This is a genomic window from Avibacterium avium (assembly GCF_900454535.1).
In the GTDB taxonomy this organism is placed as follows: Bacteria; Pseudomonadota; Gammaproteobacteria; order Enterobacterales; family Pasteurellaceae; genus Avibacterium; species Avibacterium avium.
In genome coordinates this window covers 1,945,708-1,962,298 of sequence record NZ_UGSP01000001.1, presented here as the reverse complement: position 1 = coordinate 1,962,298, position 16,591 = coordinate 1,945,708, and the positions used below count along the sequence as shown (strand labels likewise).

Below are 16,591 nucleotides of genomic sequence, written 5' to 3'. Positions count from 1 at the left end.
TTGGTCGGGTGTTGTAGCAAACCCGACTGGCACTCGGGTTAGCTACATCCTCCTAAATTTGACTAATCTAAGGAGGTGATTATGCGTGAGGTTATATAGGTTAATTTTAATCCTATTGATCATTCTGCTGCTGACCGCAGATACCACTATCGCAAGATAGACAACCAACCAAGAGGCGGGCGAATTGCTCGCCTCTTTCTTGTATTGTAAGTCTATTCAAGGCATTTTTCAATGTCTTAATTTTCTTGTTTCACATCTTTACTATAAATCACATTAGTCGGATTTTGTTTATCAATGCCTTGTAAGTTGGGGCTAAGATAAATTGGGGTTGTGTACTGAAAAACGGGCAAAACCACATTATCTTGCTGTAATAATTGGCTAACTTGTTGATAAAGTGCGGTGCGTTTTTGCGTAGAAATTGGTTGTAAACTTTGCTCTAGCAGTGCGTCCACTTTTTCATTGTGATAAGCGGATTTATTGTCTGGGCTTTTGGAATAAAAATTCATCAAAAATGCAGAAGGATCGTTGTAATCGGCGCACCAGCCTGAGCGAATAATTTGGAAATCCCCTTTGGCACGTTTTTCTAGCAAGGTTTGCCAAGGCACGGGATCAGCCTGAATATGAATGAGATCTGATTGCGACCACATTTGCACTAAACGTTGTCCAATGGTGTGATTAAATCCCTCTTGATCAAAGGTTAAACGCAACACCAGTGGGGATTTTTCAGTGATACCATTTTGCTGTAAAAGCTGTTCCACTAACACAGGCGACCACGCATTTTCAGGTTCGCCTTGCATTGATTGGGGCAGAAAATGATTGCTAGCAAGACGCGCCTGCTGTTCGCCACGCACTAAATTTCGTGCAGAAGCGAGAAAAACTAAGGATTTTCGCACCGCACTTTTGGCTAGCCTTGGATCGTTAAAATTAAATTCGTAGTAATAAGTACAAAGTTTTGGCAAATAGGTGGCTTGCACATTGCTTTGTTTGGGATTAGCAACAATATCAATGCCCGTTAAGTCTTGGTTTGGCGTGAGTTTTTTATAATCAACCAAGGAAAAGGCGACCTTCTCAGCTTGCCAATAGTAAGGATTTTGCGCTAGATGAATTTCATCACCTTGCTGATTTTTCACATAATACGCACCATTGCTCACAAAGCCTTGCTGTTCGCCAAAATACTGCGGTAATAAGGCAGGGTGCGCCAACATTGCAGGCAAATGGGGCGTGGCTTTTTCTAAGCGGATTTGTAATTGTTGTGGGGATAAGGCTTGTATGCCGAGCTGTTCCACATCGGCTTTACCTTGCAGAACTTCCGCGGCCTGTTGAAGATTGATAAAGGCTAAGTATTCTTTTAGCGGACTGTTTGAGGTGGCTAATTTTCGCCAGCTTTGCACGAAATCATCGGCTGTTACAGGCAAGCCATTTGACCATTTTGCCGATTCACGCAAGGTGAATGTCCAAACCTTGTTATCTTTCGTTTGCCAGCTCTGTGCAACGGCAGGGATCACATTGCCGTGCGGATCGTAAATCACCAAGCCTTCTAAAATATCACGCAAAAAATTTGCTTGTTCATCATTTTGCAATTTTTCTGGAGAGATCACTAAATCGCCATAAACACCGCGCACTAAGTGGGGAATACGCACTTCAGGCTCAGTGGTAGGTGTTTGTGTTGGTGCGGAATTAGGGATCGTAACCTGTTTTGGCTGATCGCAACTGGTTAAGGAAAAAATTGCGCAAAAAAGCACCGCACTTGGCAAAATACTAGGAAGTTTAAATGATGACATTGGCTTAAAGGCTGATGTAAAAATAGGGGCATTATACAAAAACGCCCCTTGATTACCAATTATTCTTTCCGTTCGCGCGCATTATTCTTTCAGGGTTTTAATCCAAAAGAAGAACACCCAATAATGAATCAGCAAGCCAAGCAAAATCGCCGCTTTGCCAAACATTGTCGGCGTGAAATAAAAGCCGATCGCCAGCATTGTGGTGGATAAAATAAGAATGCGGATTTTAGTTTTTAAGGTTAAAGCCCGTTGTTCGCTAAAAGATTGCAGATGTTTTTTGTACAGCTCCGTTTGAATAATCCAGTTATGCAAACGTTCAGAGCCTTGCGCAAAGCAAAACACGGTGAGCAACAAAAAAGGCGTGGTCGGCAGCAGGGGCAAAAATGCGCCAATAATGCCAAGGGCCAGTGAAATAAATCCTAAAATGATGTAAATTGCTTTCATTTTTCTTTCCAAATAAAAATTATTCTCAATTATCCATATTTTTTTAGATTTCTCAACCTTGATATTATAAAATCTTGCCTTATTTGTTAGCTTAATACTTTCTTTTAAAAGCAAGGAGCTTTTATGTCAAATCCATTGTTAAGCGAAACTCTCTTACCGCAGTTTTCGCAAATTAAACCTGAACACATTCAACCTGCAATTAGTCAATTAATTCAAGAAAATCGAGATACTGTAGAACAGGTTTTAAAACAACCGCACTTAACTTGGCAGAATTTTATTGAACCGCTTACCGAAAGTGGCGATCGCTTAAGCAAAGCCTGGTCGCCTGTGAGCCACTTAAATGCGGTGAAAAATAGCCCTGAATTGCGTGAAGCCTATCAAGCTTGCTTGCCATTGCTTTCTGAATATAGCACTTGGTTAGGGCAACACGAAGGCTTATACCAAGCCTATTTACAGCTAAAAAATAGCCCAGAATATGAAACTTACAGCGTGGCACAGAAGAAAGCCATTGATAATGCATTGCGCGATTTCAAATTGTCTGGCATTTCTTTGCCAGCCGAAAAACAAAAACGCTATGGTGAAATCGTGGCGCGTTTATCTGAATTAAGCTCACAATTTAGCAATAATGTGCTAGATGCCACAATGGGCTGGGATAAGGTGATCACGGATAAAAATGAATTGGCAGGCTTGCCAGAAAGTGCCTTGCAAGCGGCAAAACAATCTGCAGAAAGCAAAGGGCTAGAAGGTTATCGCGTCACCCTTGAGTTTCCAAGCTATTTGCCGGTGATGACGTATTGCGAAAATCGCGATTTGCGAGAAGAAATGTATCGTGCTTTTGTGACTCGTGCTTCAGAACAAGGCCCGAATGCAGGGAAATGGGATAATTCTGCCATAATGCAAGAGATCTTAACCTTGCGCGTTGAATTGGCGAAATTGCTTGATTTTGAGCATTACACCGAGCTTTCCCTTGCCACTAAAATGGCTGAAAATCCGCAACAAGTGTTGGATTTTCTCGATAATTTGGCAAGCCGTTCCAAAGCACAAGGACAACAAGAATTAGCGGAATTAGAAGCGTTTTGTAAAACGCACTTTAATATTACCGCACTTGAGCCTTGGGATATTGCATTTTATAGCGAAAAACAAAAACAACATTTATACGCCATAAATGATGAAGAACTTCGCCCTTATTTCCCCGAAGATCGCGTACTTTCAGGCTTATTTGAGCTAATTAAGCGCCTATTTAATATTCGCGCCGTGGAACGTTTTGATGTGGATACTTGGCATAAAGATGTGCGTTTCTTTGATTTGATTGATAGTCAAGATCAAGTGCGCGGTAGTTTTTATTTAGACTTATACGCTCGTGAAAATAAACGTGGCGGTGCGTGGATGGACGATTGTGTTGGCCGCCGCCGTAAAGCCGATGGCACAATTCAACAGCCAGTGGCTTATCTCACTTGTAACTTTAACGCACCAGTGGGTGATAAACCTGCGCTCTTCACTCACGATGAAGTTACCACCTTATTCCACGAATTTGGACACGGCATTCATCATATGCTCACACAAATTGATGTCGCAGATGTGGCGGGCATTAATGGCGTGCCTTGGGACGCAGTGGAATTACCAAGCCAATTCTTAGAAAACTGGTGCTGGGAAGAAGATGCGCTTGCCTTTATTTCAGGGCATTATGAAACTGGCGAACCGCTACCAAAAGAAAAATTGCAACAGTTGCTTAAAGCGAAAAACTTCCAAGCAGCAATGTTCGTGTTACGTCAGCTTGAATTTGGGCTATTTGATTTCCGTTTGCACCATTATTTTGATGCGAACCAACCAAATCAAATTTTAGACACCTTAAAACAAGTGAAAGAAGATGTGGCGGTAATTAAAGGTGTGGATTGGGCAAGAAATCCGCATAGCTTTAGCCATATTTTTGCTGGCGGTTATGCAGCAGGCTATTACAGCTATTTATGGGCGGAAGTGCTATCGGCAGATGCGTTCTCACGTTTTGAAGAAGAAGGCATTTTCAACCCCGTAACCGGGCAATCTTTCCTTGATGAAATTCTCACCCGTGGCGGTTCAGAAGAGCCAATGGCATTATTCAAACGCTTCCGCGGCAGAGAACCACAATTAGATGCCTTGTTAAAACATAAGGGAATTTCAACTCAATAGCATTCACTTCTCCTCAGGGTGCATAGCTAAGATCTATGCACCTCATTCATCATATCTATAAATATCACCACTAAGCATTATTGAAATAGCATTTCATAGAATCTTCCTCATTCTTAAAATATTTTTTGATAATAATTCTTATTTATAATAATATTAATGAGAATTATTACTAATAAGGAGATGTTTTATGGAAATGAAGAAAACTATTCTATGCACGCTCAGTTCATTATTCTGCATAAGCTGTGCTTCTGGCGGCGGTGGATTTGAAGTGGAGAATGCTAACCCACCTAATGTTATTACTGATAATCAGCCTGCTAAACCTAGTTATGTCAATGAAAATAACGGCAAAAAACTAGAATCTCCTGCACCAGAGGATCTAAGTGAAATGGCTTGGGTAGCCACAACCCCTTGGGGAGCTGGCGGAGGAGGAGATGTTTTTGTAATGAATAGTGATTATGAATATGTAAAAACCCAAAAACGCATCATTAGCGATACACGCACTAACCTTAATCCAGCAGATTATGATGTTCTATTATTTAAAGGGGATTATCCTCTCACTCAAGATCATCAAGCCCATTCAGAGTCTATTCAAGTTATTGATGAAAATGGCAAAAAAGTATGGAAAAGAGCGGTGAAAGATATTTCACAAGTCTTTCCTATAGAGGACAAAGAGAAAGGCACAACCTTGGTTTTTTATTCTACAGAAGATCGTGTTAATTACATTTATCTCAAAATTACAGAGTATGGTGATGCAAAAGTCGGTTTTATTGAATTAATTGAACAAGATCCCAAAACCGTTCTTCCTAGAGGGCAAAGCTATAACAATATTTTTTATGCCATTCGCGAAAAAACAATGGATATGCCGGTGAAAGGAAAAGTAACTTATAACGGTGTTTGGGAATATGCAACCTATACCCCAGAAAAAAGTAGTGGTAGTGGTTCATACCACGAAACTGGCCAGCAAGCTGGAGGAACATCAAAACAAAACAAAGCTGTTTTTACTGTTGACTTTTCAAGTAAAACAGTAAGCGGACAACTTGATGCCATTGATAAAAATAATAAACGAATTGTTTATGATATTAATGCAACAATTACAGAAAATGGTTTCCGTGGTAATGCTACAAAAAATAGTCAGACCACCCTCTTTGTTAATGAAGGAAATAGCAATCCCCCATTACCCGAAAACGCAAAAGTATTAGGCTCCTTTGCAGGTAAAAAGGCAGAACAATTAGCGGGACGAGTATGGTCAGAAAACAATCATTTCGCTGGCGTTTTTGCGGCCAAGCAAAATTCAGAAGAAGGGGTTGAAACTGACGGTAAGCGTCTAAATGCTCAAACCCTCTCTTTCACTAATGAAGGAGATAGAAGCACCTTTGCTGAAAATAAACCACAATCGCAAAATTTTTCTGGCGATATTAATACGCTTCAAATTGATGGCATTTTGGTTAATTTAGATACCACTAAAACAGACAATATATGCTGCGGAAATTTTAGCTTTTTACGTTTTGGCATTGAAAACCACGAAATAAAACAAGTAGATAATCAAACTGATAAGAGAGGTAATCTATTTGTACAAGGCTATGTTACGCCTATTTCTGAAATTCCTTCAACTGGTGAAGTAAAATACCTCGGGCATTGGTATGGATTTGGTAAAGGTCAAGCTACTAATGTATCAAGACGTTATCAAGATGCCGAATTTACAGCAAATTTTGCTACTCGCCAAGTATCGGGCGAATTGAAAAATAATGGCGAAACGCCAGCCGTAAAATTTGAAAACCTCGCTATAACAGACAATGGCTTTACTGGAAAAGCAAATCTCGCCGTACACGATGGTAATACTACGGGATCTGGTTCTGTTATTACTGGTGAAGCAAATGTCGTTGGTCATTTTTACGGTACAAACGCCAATGAAATTGGGGGAACTGTAATCAAAGAAGACAAAACTTTCGGTGCCGTTTTTGGTGGGAAACAAATTCAACAATAAAAGGAAATGACAATGTCAGCAAATAACACTATTTTTCTAATAAACAGAATAAATCTCGTTTTTTGTCTTTTTTGTACCGCACTTTATGCTCAAGCTAATAATCAACAAAATGTTTTAGAAGAGCCTGATTCCACAACACTAGAGACAATTTATGTTAAAGAAAAATTTGAAAAACAGAAACAAAACGTTTCAGGCTTAGGAGAGGTACGCAAGAATCAGGCTCAAATACAAAATGAGCAAATAGAAAACATTCGCGATATCACCCGCTACGATCCCGGCATCTCCATTACCGAAGCAGGAGGACGAGGAACAACGCGGGGATTCTCTATACGCGGTGTTGACCAAGATCGCGTAGCCATTGATCTAGATGGATTAGGTGCTTCATCAACCTTAAAAAGACATGATGCGAGCGGTACATTTTCAATGTTATCAGCCTCTTCAAAAAATGATGTTGAATATGAAGATCTTCGACTTCTTGATCTGCGAAAAGGGGCATCATCTGCAGAATCGGGTAGTGGCGCATTAGGCGGTGCGGTATCAATGGAAACAAAAAATGTTGATGATTTTTTACAGCCCGATCAATCCATAGGTGGCCGTTTTAAAGCCGACTATACCTCTAAAGATAAGCGTAAATTATACAGTGGTGGACTCGCTTTCCGAGCTGGGAAATTCGATGGATTTGTGCAATATTCTCATCGTAATGGTCATGAAGTTCAAGCTCATAAAGATCTTTATAAAGGAAGCCTTTTCATTGCTAATTACGCCGATCCTGTCGATCCTATTATGAATAAAAAAGGACGTTGGGTGAGTATGGAAGAAGTTAGTGGAGTACGTCGCCGCATCCCGAATCCACTCGATTATGAAAGTGATTCATTACTCAGTAAATTTGGCTGGCATTTTACCCCACAACATTACTTAGGTATCGTAATAAATCGGACTAAACAACAATATAAAATGCGCGAAATGCAGCGCCCAAACTATTATAATGGTCGAGAGAAGCATCTGATTAATGGCGTACTCTACTCTGAATCCCCTTTCTATGATGAAATATCAACAAAACGGATTCAATATACCCCTTCACAATTTTATTTTGATACACATCAAAATAATAGAATTGGATTAGAGTACCACTTTGATGCAAAAGATGAAGCCTCTTGGCTAAACTCTGCGGTGGTTCGTTTTGATAAGCGTGATCTGATTATGCAATCAGAAGTGAAACGTCTAAATTGTGCTAAGTGGCCTTCAGTCGATGCGAATTGCTGGGCAACTGAAGATGGGCAAAAATCTTGGCATCATATCGTTAATAGCAAACAAACAGACTATCGTTTAGATCTCAATTTAAATAAGCTCTGGGAATGGGGAGAAGCAGGACATGATACCCGCGTTGTTCTCGGATCTATATTTAGTAAACATCATTTTTATGATTATGATCGCTTTAGCGATATCATTTATAAGCGTGTCGCCTCAGGGCCTATTGAACTTGATAGTAATCAGCATAGTGATTTTCACCCAATTACCCCAATAAAAAGTCGCCATTATTTTATTGGTATCAGCGATTCCATCACACTAGGGGAAAAATGGTTTATCTCTAGTGCATTACGTTATGATCACTATCAATTTAAAGGTAACCCAACCCTTGAGGAGCAACAACGTTCTATTCAATTCAAGCAAAGTAAATATCAAAACCTCTCTTGGGATTTTGGTGTCAAATACCAAATTATCGAGCCATTAGCCTTCACTTATCGCAATAGTAGTGGATTTAGAGTGCCTTCTGTTTACGAACAATTAGGGCCAACGCTTAATGCTAACGGTCATTCAGTCCAAGGAAAATTAGATAAAGAGTACTCTCGCAACCAAGAAATAGGCGCTGAATTTGAATACAAAGCATTACGTCTAAAAAGTAGCTATTTCTGGGCAACTTATAAAAATATGATTGCACTCGCTTCTTTAAAACAACCTACGGGACAAGGGCGAGGCGATTTATTCTATTACAATACACAAGATATCAAAGTGCGTGGCTATGATATTAGCGCGAATTTAGATCTCTATAGTTTATGGGCGCGTTTCCCTGAAGGGCTTAATCTATTTGCTAAAATCAGTAAAACACAGCAAATTGGCGGGCCAGCTAAAATGCCTGAAAAATATGAAGGAAGAGCATACTCCCTTGATTCTCTTCAACCGCTACGATTGGTATATGGACTATCCTACCTCTCACCAGAAGAAAAATGGGGACTCAACTTCGTTACAACCTATTCGAAAGGAAAAGATAGTGGGGAGCTTGTGGCTCAAGATAGCTCACCGTTAGGCGTGATAGAAGAAAGCCGTTCTCATATTAAAACAAAATCTTGGATTATTGCGGATCTCACAGGACATTATCAATTTAATAAATATATGACATTCCGAGCTGGTATCTACAATTTATTTAATTATCGCTATGTGACTTGGGAGTCTGCTCGACAAACAGTATGGAATGGCAGTTTAGAAACTAATTTAGATACCCCAAACTACTCTGTCGTAGCCGCCCCTGGACGTAACTTTTTTGCAGGACTAGAAATTAAATTTTAATAAGTGATTAAATGCGGTATGCCATAGGCATACTGCATTTTATTGAGTAATGAGCAATGAAAAAAATAATATTCCTAACTCTTCCCCTTACTCTATCGAGTAAAATATGGGCTTTACCACAAGATATGGCCATAAAAGAAGCCCCTGAATTAAATTACGAGGCTATCAATATTCATCATTCTTCCTCTTATTGGCAAGACACCCCAAAATCCTCTTCAGAACCCCGTAAAATTAAGGCAGAGCAATTGCGTTATGCGCCAGAATTGCTACAAAGAGTAATAAACATTGCAGTTCAGCAAGAACATATTCCACTACTGACAAAAATTCTTCCTATCTATGAAACAAGTGCTAACCCAAGCCCAATTATCATCGCTTATGCAAAAGGGTTAATAGCAAAATCAACACAGCAATATCCCTTAGCCATAAACCAATTTACAAAAGTAGAAAAACTCCAGCCTAATTCAGAAAAAGCCATTTTTCATCATATTGACAGCCTACTGCTAGATCAACAAATCTGGCTGGCCTCAAAACTTGTTCAGCAGCATCTATCAACACCCTCTCTACCATTCCGTCTTCAACTAGAGAAAATAGATCAATATCTCCAATCTCGTAAAGAATGGAAATACTATCTTAGAATCGAATTTCTCAATGATAAGAATATTAATAATGCACCAGATAAAGCAAAAGTTGGCTCATTTTCATTCGAAAAGCCCCTTGCAGATAAAGGGTTAAGCTATCAATTTGGCAATCAAAAAACTTTTTTTATGCCAAATGGTTTTTATACTCAATGGCAAACTGATTTTATCGGCAAAATATACCGCACTTATCACCAATACAATGATTTTTATGGGCGAATAACGATTCCTTTCGGCTATGCCAATTATCATCATCAATTTACACTAGAGCCTTATACAGGACTACGCATTTTTGCCGAAAAGCCTTACACTAATCATTTTGGTATAACAACCAGCTGGCAATATCAATGGACGAACAATTTTCGCAGTAAAATTGCATTTAATTATGCAACTGAACGGTATCGGCAGAAACAATATAAACATCTCACAAACTATACACAAAATCTATCGTTGAGTGGCACTTGGACAATTAACTCAAAATGGTATGCTGGCATCTCTGCTGAGATAGGTAAAAAATATGCCACCGATTATCCACAAGATCGATATATAAAATATCGAGCAAATATCAATTTAGGCTATCAAAACCAAAATATTGGCGCTCGTTTACGCCTTGCCCGCGAACAGAAAAACTACAAAGCACCATTCTACTGGGGATTAAGTGGTAACGCCAAACGGCAGGATCGCGAAACACAATTTTCAGCATCAATCTGGTCCCCCCATATTCAATTTATGGGGATAATGCCAACATTAGGTTATAACTATCAACGTGTAAACAGTAACAGCTTAAATATTCCTTATCACAAACATAGCATCACATTTGAAATACAAAAAATATTTTAATGTGAATTCTCCTCATAGTTTCTATGAGTCTTAGCGTTAACTAAGATACTAAAAATCCCAAAGGAGAGCATTTGAGCTAGAAATTTAGGCCTATGCTCTCCTAAATAAGTAAAATTTATATTCAATGTAAAAGTATAAAAGTGCGGTTGTTTTTTCCTACATTTTAGGCTAACAAGGAATTACCTGATATTTATCACGTTATGACAATAATGGGATATTGCATTTTATAGCGAAAAACAAAAACAACATTTATACGCCATTAATGATGAAGAACTTCGCCCTTATTTCCCAGAAGATCGCGTACTTTCAGGCTTATTTGAGCTAATTAAGCGCCTATTTAATATTCGCGCCGTGGAACGTTTTGATGTGGATACTTGGCATAACCGGGCAATCTTTCCTTGATGAAATTCTCACCCGAGGCGGTTCTGAAGAGCCAATGGCGTTGTTCAAACACTTCCGCGGCAGAGAACCACAATTAGATGCCTTGTTAAGACATAAAGGCATTGCATAATTAAGTAAAAAGAAAGGAAATAGTTACTGATAATGCTTAGTAACTATTTTTCTTTGGCTTATGCCTTGAAGTTTTCAAATTCGTTCTTATATTAAAGAATATTTTGTAGTTTATAGGAACTAAGAGAGAGTATATGAACGCTAGACGGACAAAACAAAAAGAAATTCCAGCATTACCATTACGTGATGTGGTGGTATTTCCTTATATGGTAATGCCTTTATTTGTAGGGCGTGAAAGATCCATTGCCGCCCTTGATGAGGCAATGGAAAATGGAAAACAGCTATTATTAGTTTCTCAAAAAGAAGCGGATTTAGAAGATCCTAGCGCAGAAGATCTTTACCAAGTTGGTACGGTTGCCAATATCATTCAATTATTAAAATTGCCAGATGGCACGGTTAAGGTGTTGGTTGAAGGACAGAAACGCGTAACCATTTCTTCTATCGCTGATAATGGACATTTTTTTGCTGCTAAGGTACAAGAAATTGAAACTGAATTGGGTGATTTACAAGAGTTAGAAGTAGCGAAAAATGCTGCAATGGCAGAGTTTAGCCGATATGTTGAACTAAATAAGAAAGTACAGCCGGATGTGGTGAATGCGTTAAAAGGAATTAGCGAGCCAGACCGTTTAAGCGATACAATGGCAGCTCATATGCCGGTTTCTGTAGCGCGTAAGCAAGAAGTTTTAGGCATTGCAAATGTCGCTGAGCGTTTTGAATATTTGCTTGGTTTAATGATTAACGAAGCAGGCATTTTAGAAGTTGAGAAACGTATTCGCGGCCGCGTGAAAAAACAAATGGAAAAAAGCCAGCGCGATTATTACCTTAACGAACAAATCAAAGCTATCCAAAAAGAGCTAGGCGAAACCGAGAGCACCGTTGATGAAGTGGAACAACTTCGTCAAAAAGTGGAAGAAGCCAAAATGCCGAAAGAGGCGAGAGAAAAAGTGGAAGCAGAATTGCAGAAACTGAAAATGATGTCGCCAATGTCAGCAGAAGCAACGGTGGTGCGCAGCTATATTGATTGGATGTTGCAAGTGCCTTGGCATAAGCGTAGCAAAGTGAAAAAAGATATTGTTAAAGCGCAAGAAATTCTTGATGCGGATCATTATGGCTTAGAACGCGTGAAAGATCGCATTTTGGAATATTTAGCAGTACAAAGCCGTTTAAATCAGCTTAAAGGGCCTATCCTTTGCTTAGTTGGGCCACCAGGGGTGGGGAAAACTTCCTTAGGGCAATCTATTGCCAACGCCACAGGACGTAAATATGTGCGTATGGCGCTAGGCGGCGTGCGTGATGAAGCGGAAATCCGTGGGCATCGCAAAACCTATATCGGCTCATTGCCGGGTAAATTGATCCAAAAAATGGCAAAAGTGGGGGTGAAAAATCCGCTATTTTTACTTGATGAGATCGACAAAATGGCATCGGATATGCGTGGTGATCCTGCCTCTGCGTTGTTAGAAGTGCTTGATCCAGAACAGAACGCCAACTTCAACGATCATTATTTAGAAGTGGATTATGATCTTTCTGATGTGATGTTCGTGGCAACCTCAAACTCAATGAATATCCCAGGGCCGTTGCTTGATCGTATGGAAGTGATCCGTTTATCGGGCTATACGGAAGATGAAAAACTCAATATCGCCACACGCCATTTGCTTACCAAACAAATTGAGCGTAACGGCTTGAAAAAAGGCGAGTTGAAAATCGAAGATAGTGCCATTTTAGATATTATTCGCTATTACACCCGTGAAGCGGGCGTGCGTGGTCTTGAACGTGAGATTTCTAAAATCTGCCGTAAAGCAGTGAAAAACTTACTATTGAACCCGAAATTAAAATCGATCACCGTAAACAGCGATAACCTGAACGAATATTTGGGCGTAAAACGCTTTGAGTTTGGCCGTGCAGATACACAAAACCGCGTGGGTGAAGTAACGGGCTTGGCGTGGACGCAAGTAGGCGGTGATTTACTTACCATTGAGGCCACTTCTGTTATCGGTAAAGGCAAATTAACCTACACAGGATCGCTAGGCGATGTGATGAAAGAATCCATTCAAGCAGCGATGACCGTGGTGCGTTCCCGTGCAGAAAAATTAGGTATTGCGCCTGATTTCCACGAAAAACGTGATATTCACATTCATGTTCCAGACGGTGCAACACCAAAAGATGGCCCAAGTGCAGGGATCGCAATGTGTACCGCCTTGGTTTCTTGTTTAACGGGAAATCCTGTGAAGTCTGAAGTGGCGATGACAGGGGAAATCAGCTTGCGTGGTAAAGTGTTGCCAATTGGTGGTTTGAAAGAGAAATTGCTCGCAGCGCACCGTGGCGGCATTAAAACGGTGATTATTCCAAAAGATAATGTAAAAGATTTGGAAGAAATCCCAGAGAATGCGAAAAACAGCTTAGATATTCGTCCAGTGGAAACCATTGATGAAGTGCTAAGCATCGCCTTAGAAAATCCGCCAGAAGGGGTTGATTTTTCTCACTTGATTACAAAAGAAGAAAAAACAACGCCACGCCGTAAAAGTAAACGTGCGGAAAGTGCGGTGAATTAATTTCACATTTTTATTTCTAGGTCGGTAGAGAGAAATCTTTACCGACCTATTTATTTTCTGCTGAAAATCTCTTAACTTTCGATTATAATCGGCAAAATTTTGTTTTAATCTTCATAGGATAACGTCAATGTTAATGGAAAAACTTCATGACGCAACCAACAGCATTTGGTGGAAAATACTGTTTGCTGTTGTCGTGCTTTCTTTCGTAGCGAGCGGTGTTGCGGGTTATATGTTTGCAAGCGTAGATACGTCTGCAGCCAAAGTGAATGGTGAAGAAATTTCACAACAAACTTTTTTAGAGCAATATAATCAAGAATATCAGCGTTTTAGTGAGCAGCTTGGGGCGCAATTTGCCGCAGTGGCGGATTCCCCAGAATTTGTGAATGGCTTACGCAGTTCAATTTTAGATCGTTTAATTGATCAAGAACTCTTGCGTCAATACGCCGCGGAATTACAGTTAGACGTAAGCGATAGTCAAATTCAACAAGCTATCGTGACCAGCCCAATTTTCCAAAAAGACGGCAAATTTGATAACGTACTTTATCAACAAATGTTATCAACCAATGGATTAAGCGGTGATCGATATGCGCAATACTTACGCCAAGGATTAACCCTACAACAGCTTAATGACGGTATTGCTCGTTCCGCCTTTACTGTGCCTAGCCAAAATGCACGCGCAGCTCAATTATTTTTCCAGCAACGTGATGTACGTTTAGCTGAATTTCCTTTAGCGGCCACTGTGGCGCAACAACAGGTGAATGAAGAAGAAATTAGCGCTTACTATAACGCGAATAAAGCCGCATTTGCCGTGCCTGAGTTAGTGAAGGTGCAATATCTTGATTTAACCCAACAAGCCGCGGAAAAAAATGTGAAGGTTACTGATGTAGAAATTGCGCAATATTATCAAGATAACAAAGCGCAATATATGACTCAGCATTTGGCGCATATCCAACTGCCAACGGAGCAAGAAGCCCAAGCAGTTTATGCGGATTTACAAAAAGGCGAAAGCTTTGCGGCGTTAGCGAAACTTTATTCTAGCGACAAAATTTCTGGCGCAAATGGTGGGGACTTAGATTGGGTTGTGGCAGGAATGATGCCACCACAATTTGAAGCCGCGGCGCGTGAATTAAAAGCAGGGGAATATAGCCAACCAGTTAAAGTGGATAACGCTTACCATATCATCAAAGTGGAAGATGAAAAATTCCTGCCGTTAGAACAGGTGAAAAACGATATTGCAGCCAAACTTCGTAGCGAATTAAGTGCGAAAGAATTCTACGCAATGGAAAAACAAGCCAATGAGAAAGCCTTTGAGCAACCGGATTCCTTGCAAGCAGCGGCGCAAGCGGCAGGCGTGACTGTGCAAGAAACAGGTGATTTCTCACGCAACGATATTCCAGCTGCCCTTAACTATGGCAATGTAGTTTCGGCATTATTTGATTCTGAATTAACTCAAGGTGGCACAAATTCAGAAGCCATTAATGTGGGCGATCAGCATTCTTTGATTGTTCGTGTGGTGGAACATAAACCAGAAGGTGTGAAAACACTTGATGAAGCAAAAGATGAAATTGCTCAATATTTAAAACAGCAAAAAGCGGAAAAAATTGTGCTAGCTCAGGCTGAAAAAGTGGCGCAAGCGTTAAATCAAAATAGTAATGCTGCTCTGCCAAATGGCATTAAATTCGGCGAGAAAGAGCAATGGGTTTACGCTGAAAATAAAGTGCCACAATTGCGTGATGTGATTTTCTCAATGCAAAAAACCAGTGATAAGCCAGCTTATATGGCTGCGAAAAATGGTGATAACAGTGTTGTGGTAATCGAATTAAGCAATATTAAAGATGGGGCATTAGATGGGGAGCAACTGCAAGCATTTAACGCTCAGCTCACCCAAGCACAACAAGCAGAATTGCAACAGGCTTTATTACAGGCCTTAAGAGCAAAAGCTAAAATTGAAATTAACCAACAATTCTTAGCGCAAGAAGAGTAATCATAAGCTTCAATATTATTTATTATTAAAACGGCAAGACGAAATTTCAGATTGCCGTTTTTTATGAGCTTTTTACTGAGTTTTGAAAAATTTGCTAGTTTTTCACCGCACTTTGTGGTATAAAGTGCGGCGTTATTTTGGCTAGAATAACAAAGCAATTTTTATTTTAGGCGAAATAATTTTTAAATTTAATTTTTAACAATAAATCACACACATATCGCACGGATAAATCGGGGTGCCAAACGGTCGATTTATTTGGTATGTGGAGGCTAAACCCCAAACAAAAGGAAAATTATTATGGCACAAGTTTCAATGCGCGAAATGCTACAAGCTGGCGTTCACTTCGGTCACCAAACTCGTTACTGGAACCCAAAAATGAAACCATTCATTTTCGGACCACGCAACGGCGTTCATATCATCAACCTTGAAAAAACCGTTCCAATGTTCAATGCTGCATTAGCAGAATTAACTCGCATTGCGGGCAACAACGGTAAAATCTTATTTGTTGGTACAAAACGTGCAGCAAGTGAAGCAGTGAAAGCAGCAGCATTAGACTGTCAGCAATACTATGTAAATCACCGTTGGTTAGGTGGTATGTTGACTAACTGGAAAACAGTACGTCAATCAATCAAACGCTTAAAAGATTTAGAAACTCAATCTCAAGATGGTACTTTCGACAAATTAACTAAGAAAGAAGCATTAATGCGTAGCCGTGAGATGGAAAAACTTGAATTAAGCCTTGGCGGTATCAAAGATATGGCGGGTCTTCCTGATGCATTATTTGTTATCGGTGCAGATCACGAACACATCGCAATCAAAGAAGCAAATAACCTTGGTATTCCAGTATTTGCAGTGGTTGATACAAATTCTGCGCCAGACGGTGTTGATTTTGTTATCCCTGGTAACGATGATGCAGCGCGTGCAATTCAACTATATCTTGCAGCAGCAGCGGCAGCAGTAAAAGAAGGTCGCCAACAAGAAGTGGTAGCCGAAGAGAAATTTGCTGAAGCAGAAGCAGCTGAATAATTCAGGTGAATGCGGCGAAAGCCCTTATTAATCACAACGATTAATTGGTTAGCAGGGGGCTTATGTTCCCTGCTTTTTTACATAAGTGCGGTCAAAAATCGCATCAA

10 protein-coding genes and 1 pseudogene are annotated in these 16,591 nt (G+C 40.0%); 9 read left to right on the top strand and 2 right to left on the bottom strand.

The window, feature by feature from the left end; all coding sequences use genetic code 11:
- Positions 1–236: 236 nt before the first annotated feature.
- Entirely contained in the window at positions 237–1,781 is a 1,545-nt protein-coding gene (locus tag DYC50_RS09460; protein ID WP_115250200.1) for a peptide ABC transporter substrate-binding protein, read from the bottom strand.
- An 81-nt stretch (positions 1,782–1,862) separates the two neighbouring features.
- The gene (locus DYC50_RS09455; RefSeq protein WP_103855603.1) at positions 1,863–2,225 is read right to left on the bottom strand and encodes a YbaN family protein; all 363 of its coding nucleotides are present in this window, start codon (positions 2,223–2,225) and stop codon (positions 1,863–1,865) included.
- 123 nt (positions 2,226–2,348) lie between these two features.
- Here DYC50_RS09455 and prlC point away from each other — a divergent pair, with 123 nt between their 5' ends.
- The 9 genes and pseudogenes from prlC (at position 2,349) to rpsB (ending at position 16,484) form a co-directional block, all read left to right on the top strand.
- Positions 2,349–4,391: an oligopeptidase A gene (gene prlC, locus DYC50_RS09450; protein ID WP_115249963.1), complete on the top strand. Its 2,043-nt coding sequence runs from the start codon at positions 2,349–2,351 to the stop codon at positions 4,389–4,391.
- 187 nt (positions 4,392–4,578) lie between these two features.
- On the top strand, positions 4,579–6,375 hold the full coding sequence (locus DYC50_RS09445) for a transferrin-binding protein-like solute binding protein (protein ID WP_115249962.1): 1,797 nt from the start codon (positions 4,579–4,581) through the stop codon (positions 6,373–6,375).
- Positions 6,376–6,387: 12 nt separating this feature from the next.
- Positions 6,388–8,940 carry a TonB-dependent hemoglobin/transferrin/lactoferrin family receptor gene (locus DYC50_RS09440; protein ID WP_172459082.1) on the top strand — a complete coding sequence of 851 codons (2,553 nt, stop codon included), beginning with the start codon at positions 6,388–6,390 and terminating at the stop codon, positions 8,938–8,940.
- A 56-nt stretch (positions 8,941–8,996) separates the two neighbouring features.
- A complete protein-coding gene (locus DYC50_RS09435) occupies positions 8,997–10,415 on the top strand; it encodes a surface lipoprotein assembly modifier (RefSeq protein WP_115249960.1) in 1,419 nt (472 codons plus the stop codon).
- Positions 10,416–10,625: 210 nt separating this feature from the next.
- Positions 10,626–10,811, top strand: a pseudogene (locus DYC50_RS09430) (M3 family metallopeptidase); the annotation flags it as partial.
- A complete protein-coding gene (locus tag DYC50_RS09425) occupies positions 10,780–10,926 on the top strand; it encodes a M3 family metallopeptidase (RefSeq protein WP_115249959.1) in 147 nt (48 codons plus the stop codon). The pseudogene DYC50_RS09430 and the gene DYC50_RS09425, both read left to right, overlap by 32 nt.
- Before the next feature lie 133 nt (positions 10,927–11,059).
- A complete protein-coding gene (gene lon / locus DYC50_RS09420) occupies positions 11,060–13,474 on the top strand; it encodes an endopeptidase La (protein ID WP_115249958.1) in 2,415 nt (804 codons plus the stop codon).
- A 127-nt stretch (positions 13,475–13,601) separates the two neighbouring features.
- Entirely contained in the window at positions 13,602–15,458 is a 1,857-nt protein-coding gene (gene ppiD, locus DYC50_RS09415; RefSeq protein WP_115249957.1) for a peptidylprolyl isomerase, read from the top strand.
- 297 nt (positions 15,459–15,755) lie between these two features.
- Positions 15,756–16,484 (top strand): 30S ribosomal protein S2, encoded by a 729-nt coding sequence (gene rpsB, locus DYC50_RS09410; protein ID WP_017807014.1) that lies wholly within the window; start codon positions 15,756–15,758, stop codon positions 16,482–16,484.
- Positions 16,485–16,591: the final 107 nt, after the last annotated feature.

Bases quoted from the DNA above. Each gene is read 5' to 3' on its own strand.
- rpsB (WP_017807014.1), top strand. From the start codon at position 15,756: ATGGCACAAGTTTCAATGCGCGAAATGCTACAAGCTGGCGTTCACTTC.
- DYC50_RS09425 (WP_115249959.1), top strand. From the start codon at position 10,780: ATGTGGATACTTGGCATAACCGGGCAATCTTTCCTTGATGAAATTCTC.
- DYC50_RS09460 (WP_115250200.1), bottom strand. From the start codon at position 1,781: ATGTCATCATTTAAACTTCCTAGTATTTTGCCAAGTGCGGTGCTTTTT.
- DYC50_RS09455 (WP_103855603.1), bottom strand. From the start codon at position 2,225: ATGAAAGCAATTTACATCATTTTAGGATTTATTTCACTGGCCCTTGGC.
- DYC50_RS09435 (WP_115249960.1), top strand. From the start codon at position 8,997: ATGAAAAAAATAATATTCCTAACTCTTCCCCTTACTCTATCGAGTAAA.
- lon (WP_115249958.1), top strand. From the start codon at position 11,060: ATGAACGCTAGACGGACAAAACAAAAAGAAATTCCAGCATTACCATTA.
- DYC50_RS09445 (WP_115249962.1), top strand. From the start codon at position 4,579: ATGGAAATGAAGAAAACTATTCTATGCACGCTCAGTTCATTATTCTGC.
- DYC50_RS09440 (WP_172459082.1), top strand. From the start codon at position 6,388: ATGTCAGCAAATAACACTATTTTTCTAATAAACAGAATAAATCTCGTT.
- prlC (WP_115249963.1), top strand. From the start codon at position 2,349: ATGTCAAATCCATTGTTAAGCGAAACTCTCTTACCGCAGTTTTCGCAA.
- ppiD (WP_115249957.1), top strand. From the start codon at position 13,602: ATGTTAATGGAAAAACTTCATGACGCAACCAACAGCATTTGGTGGAAA.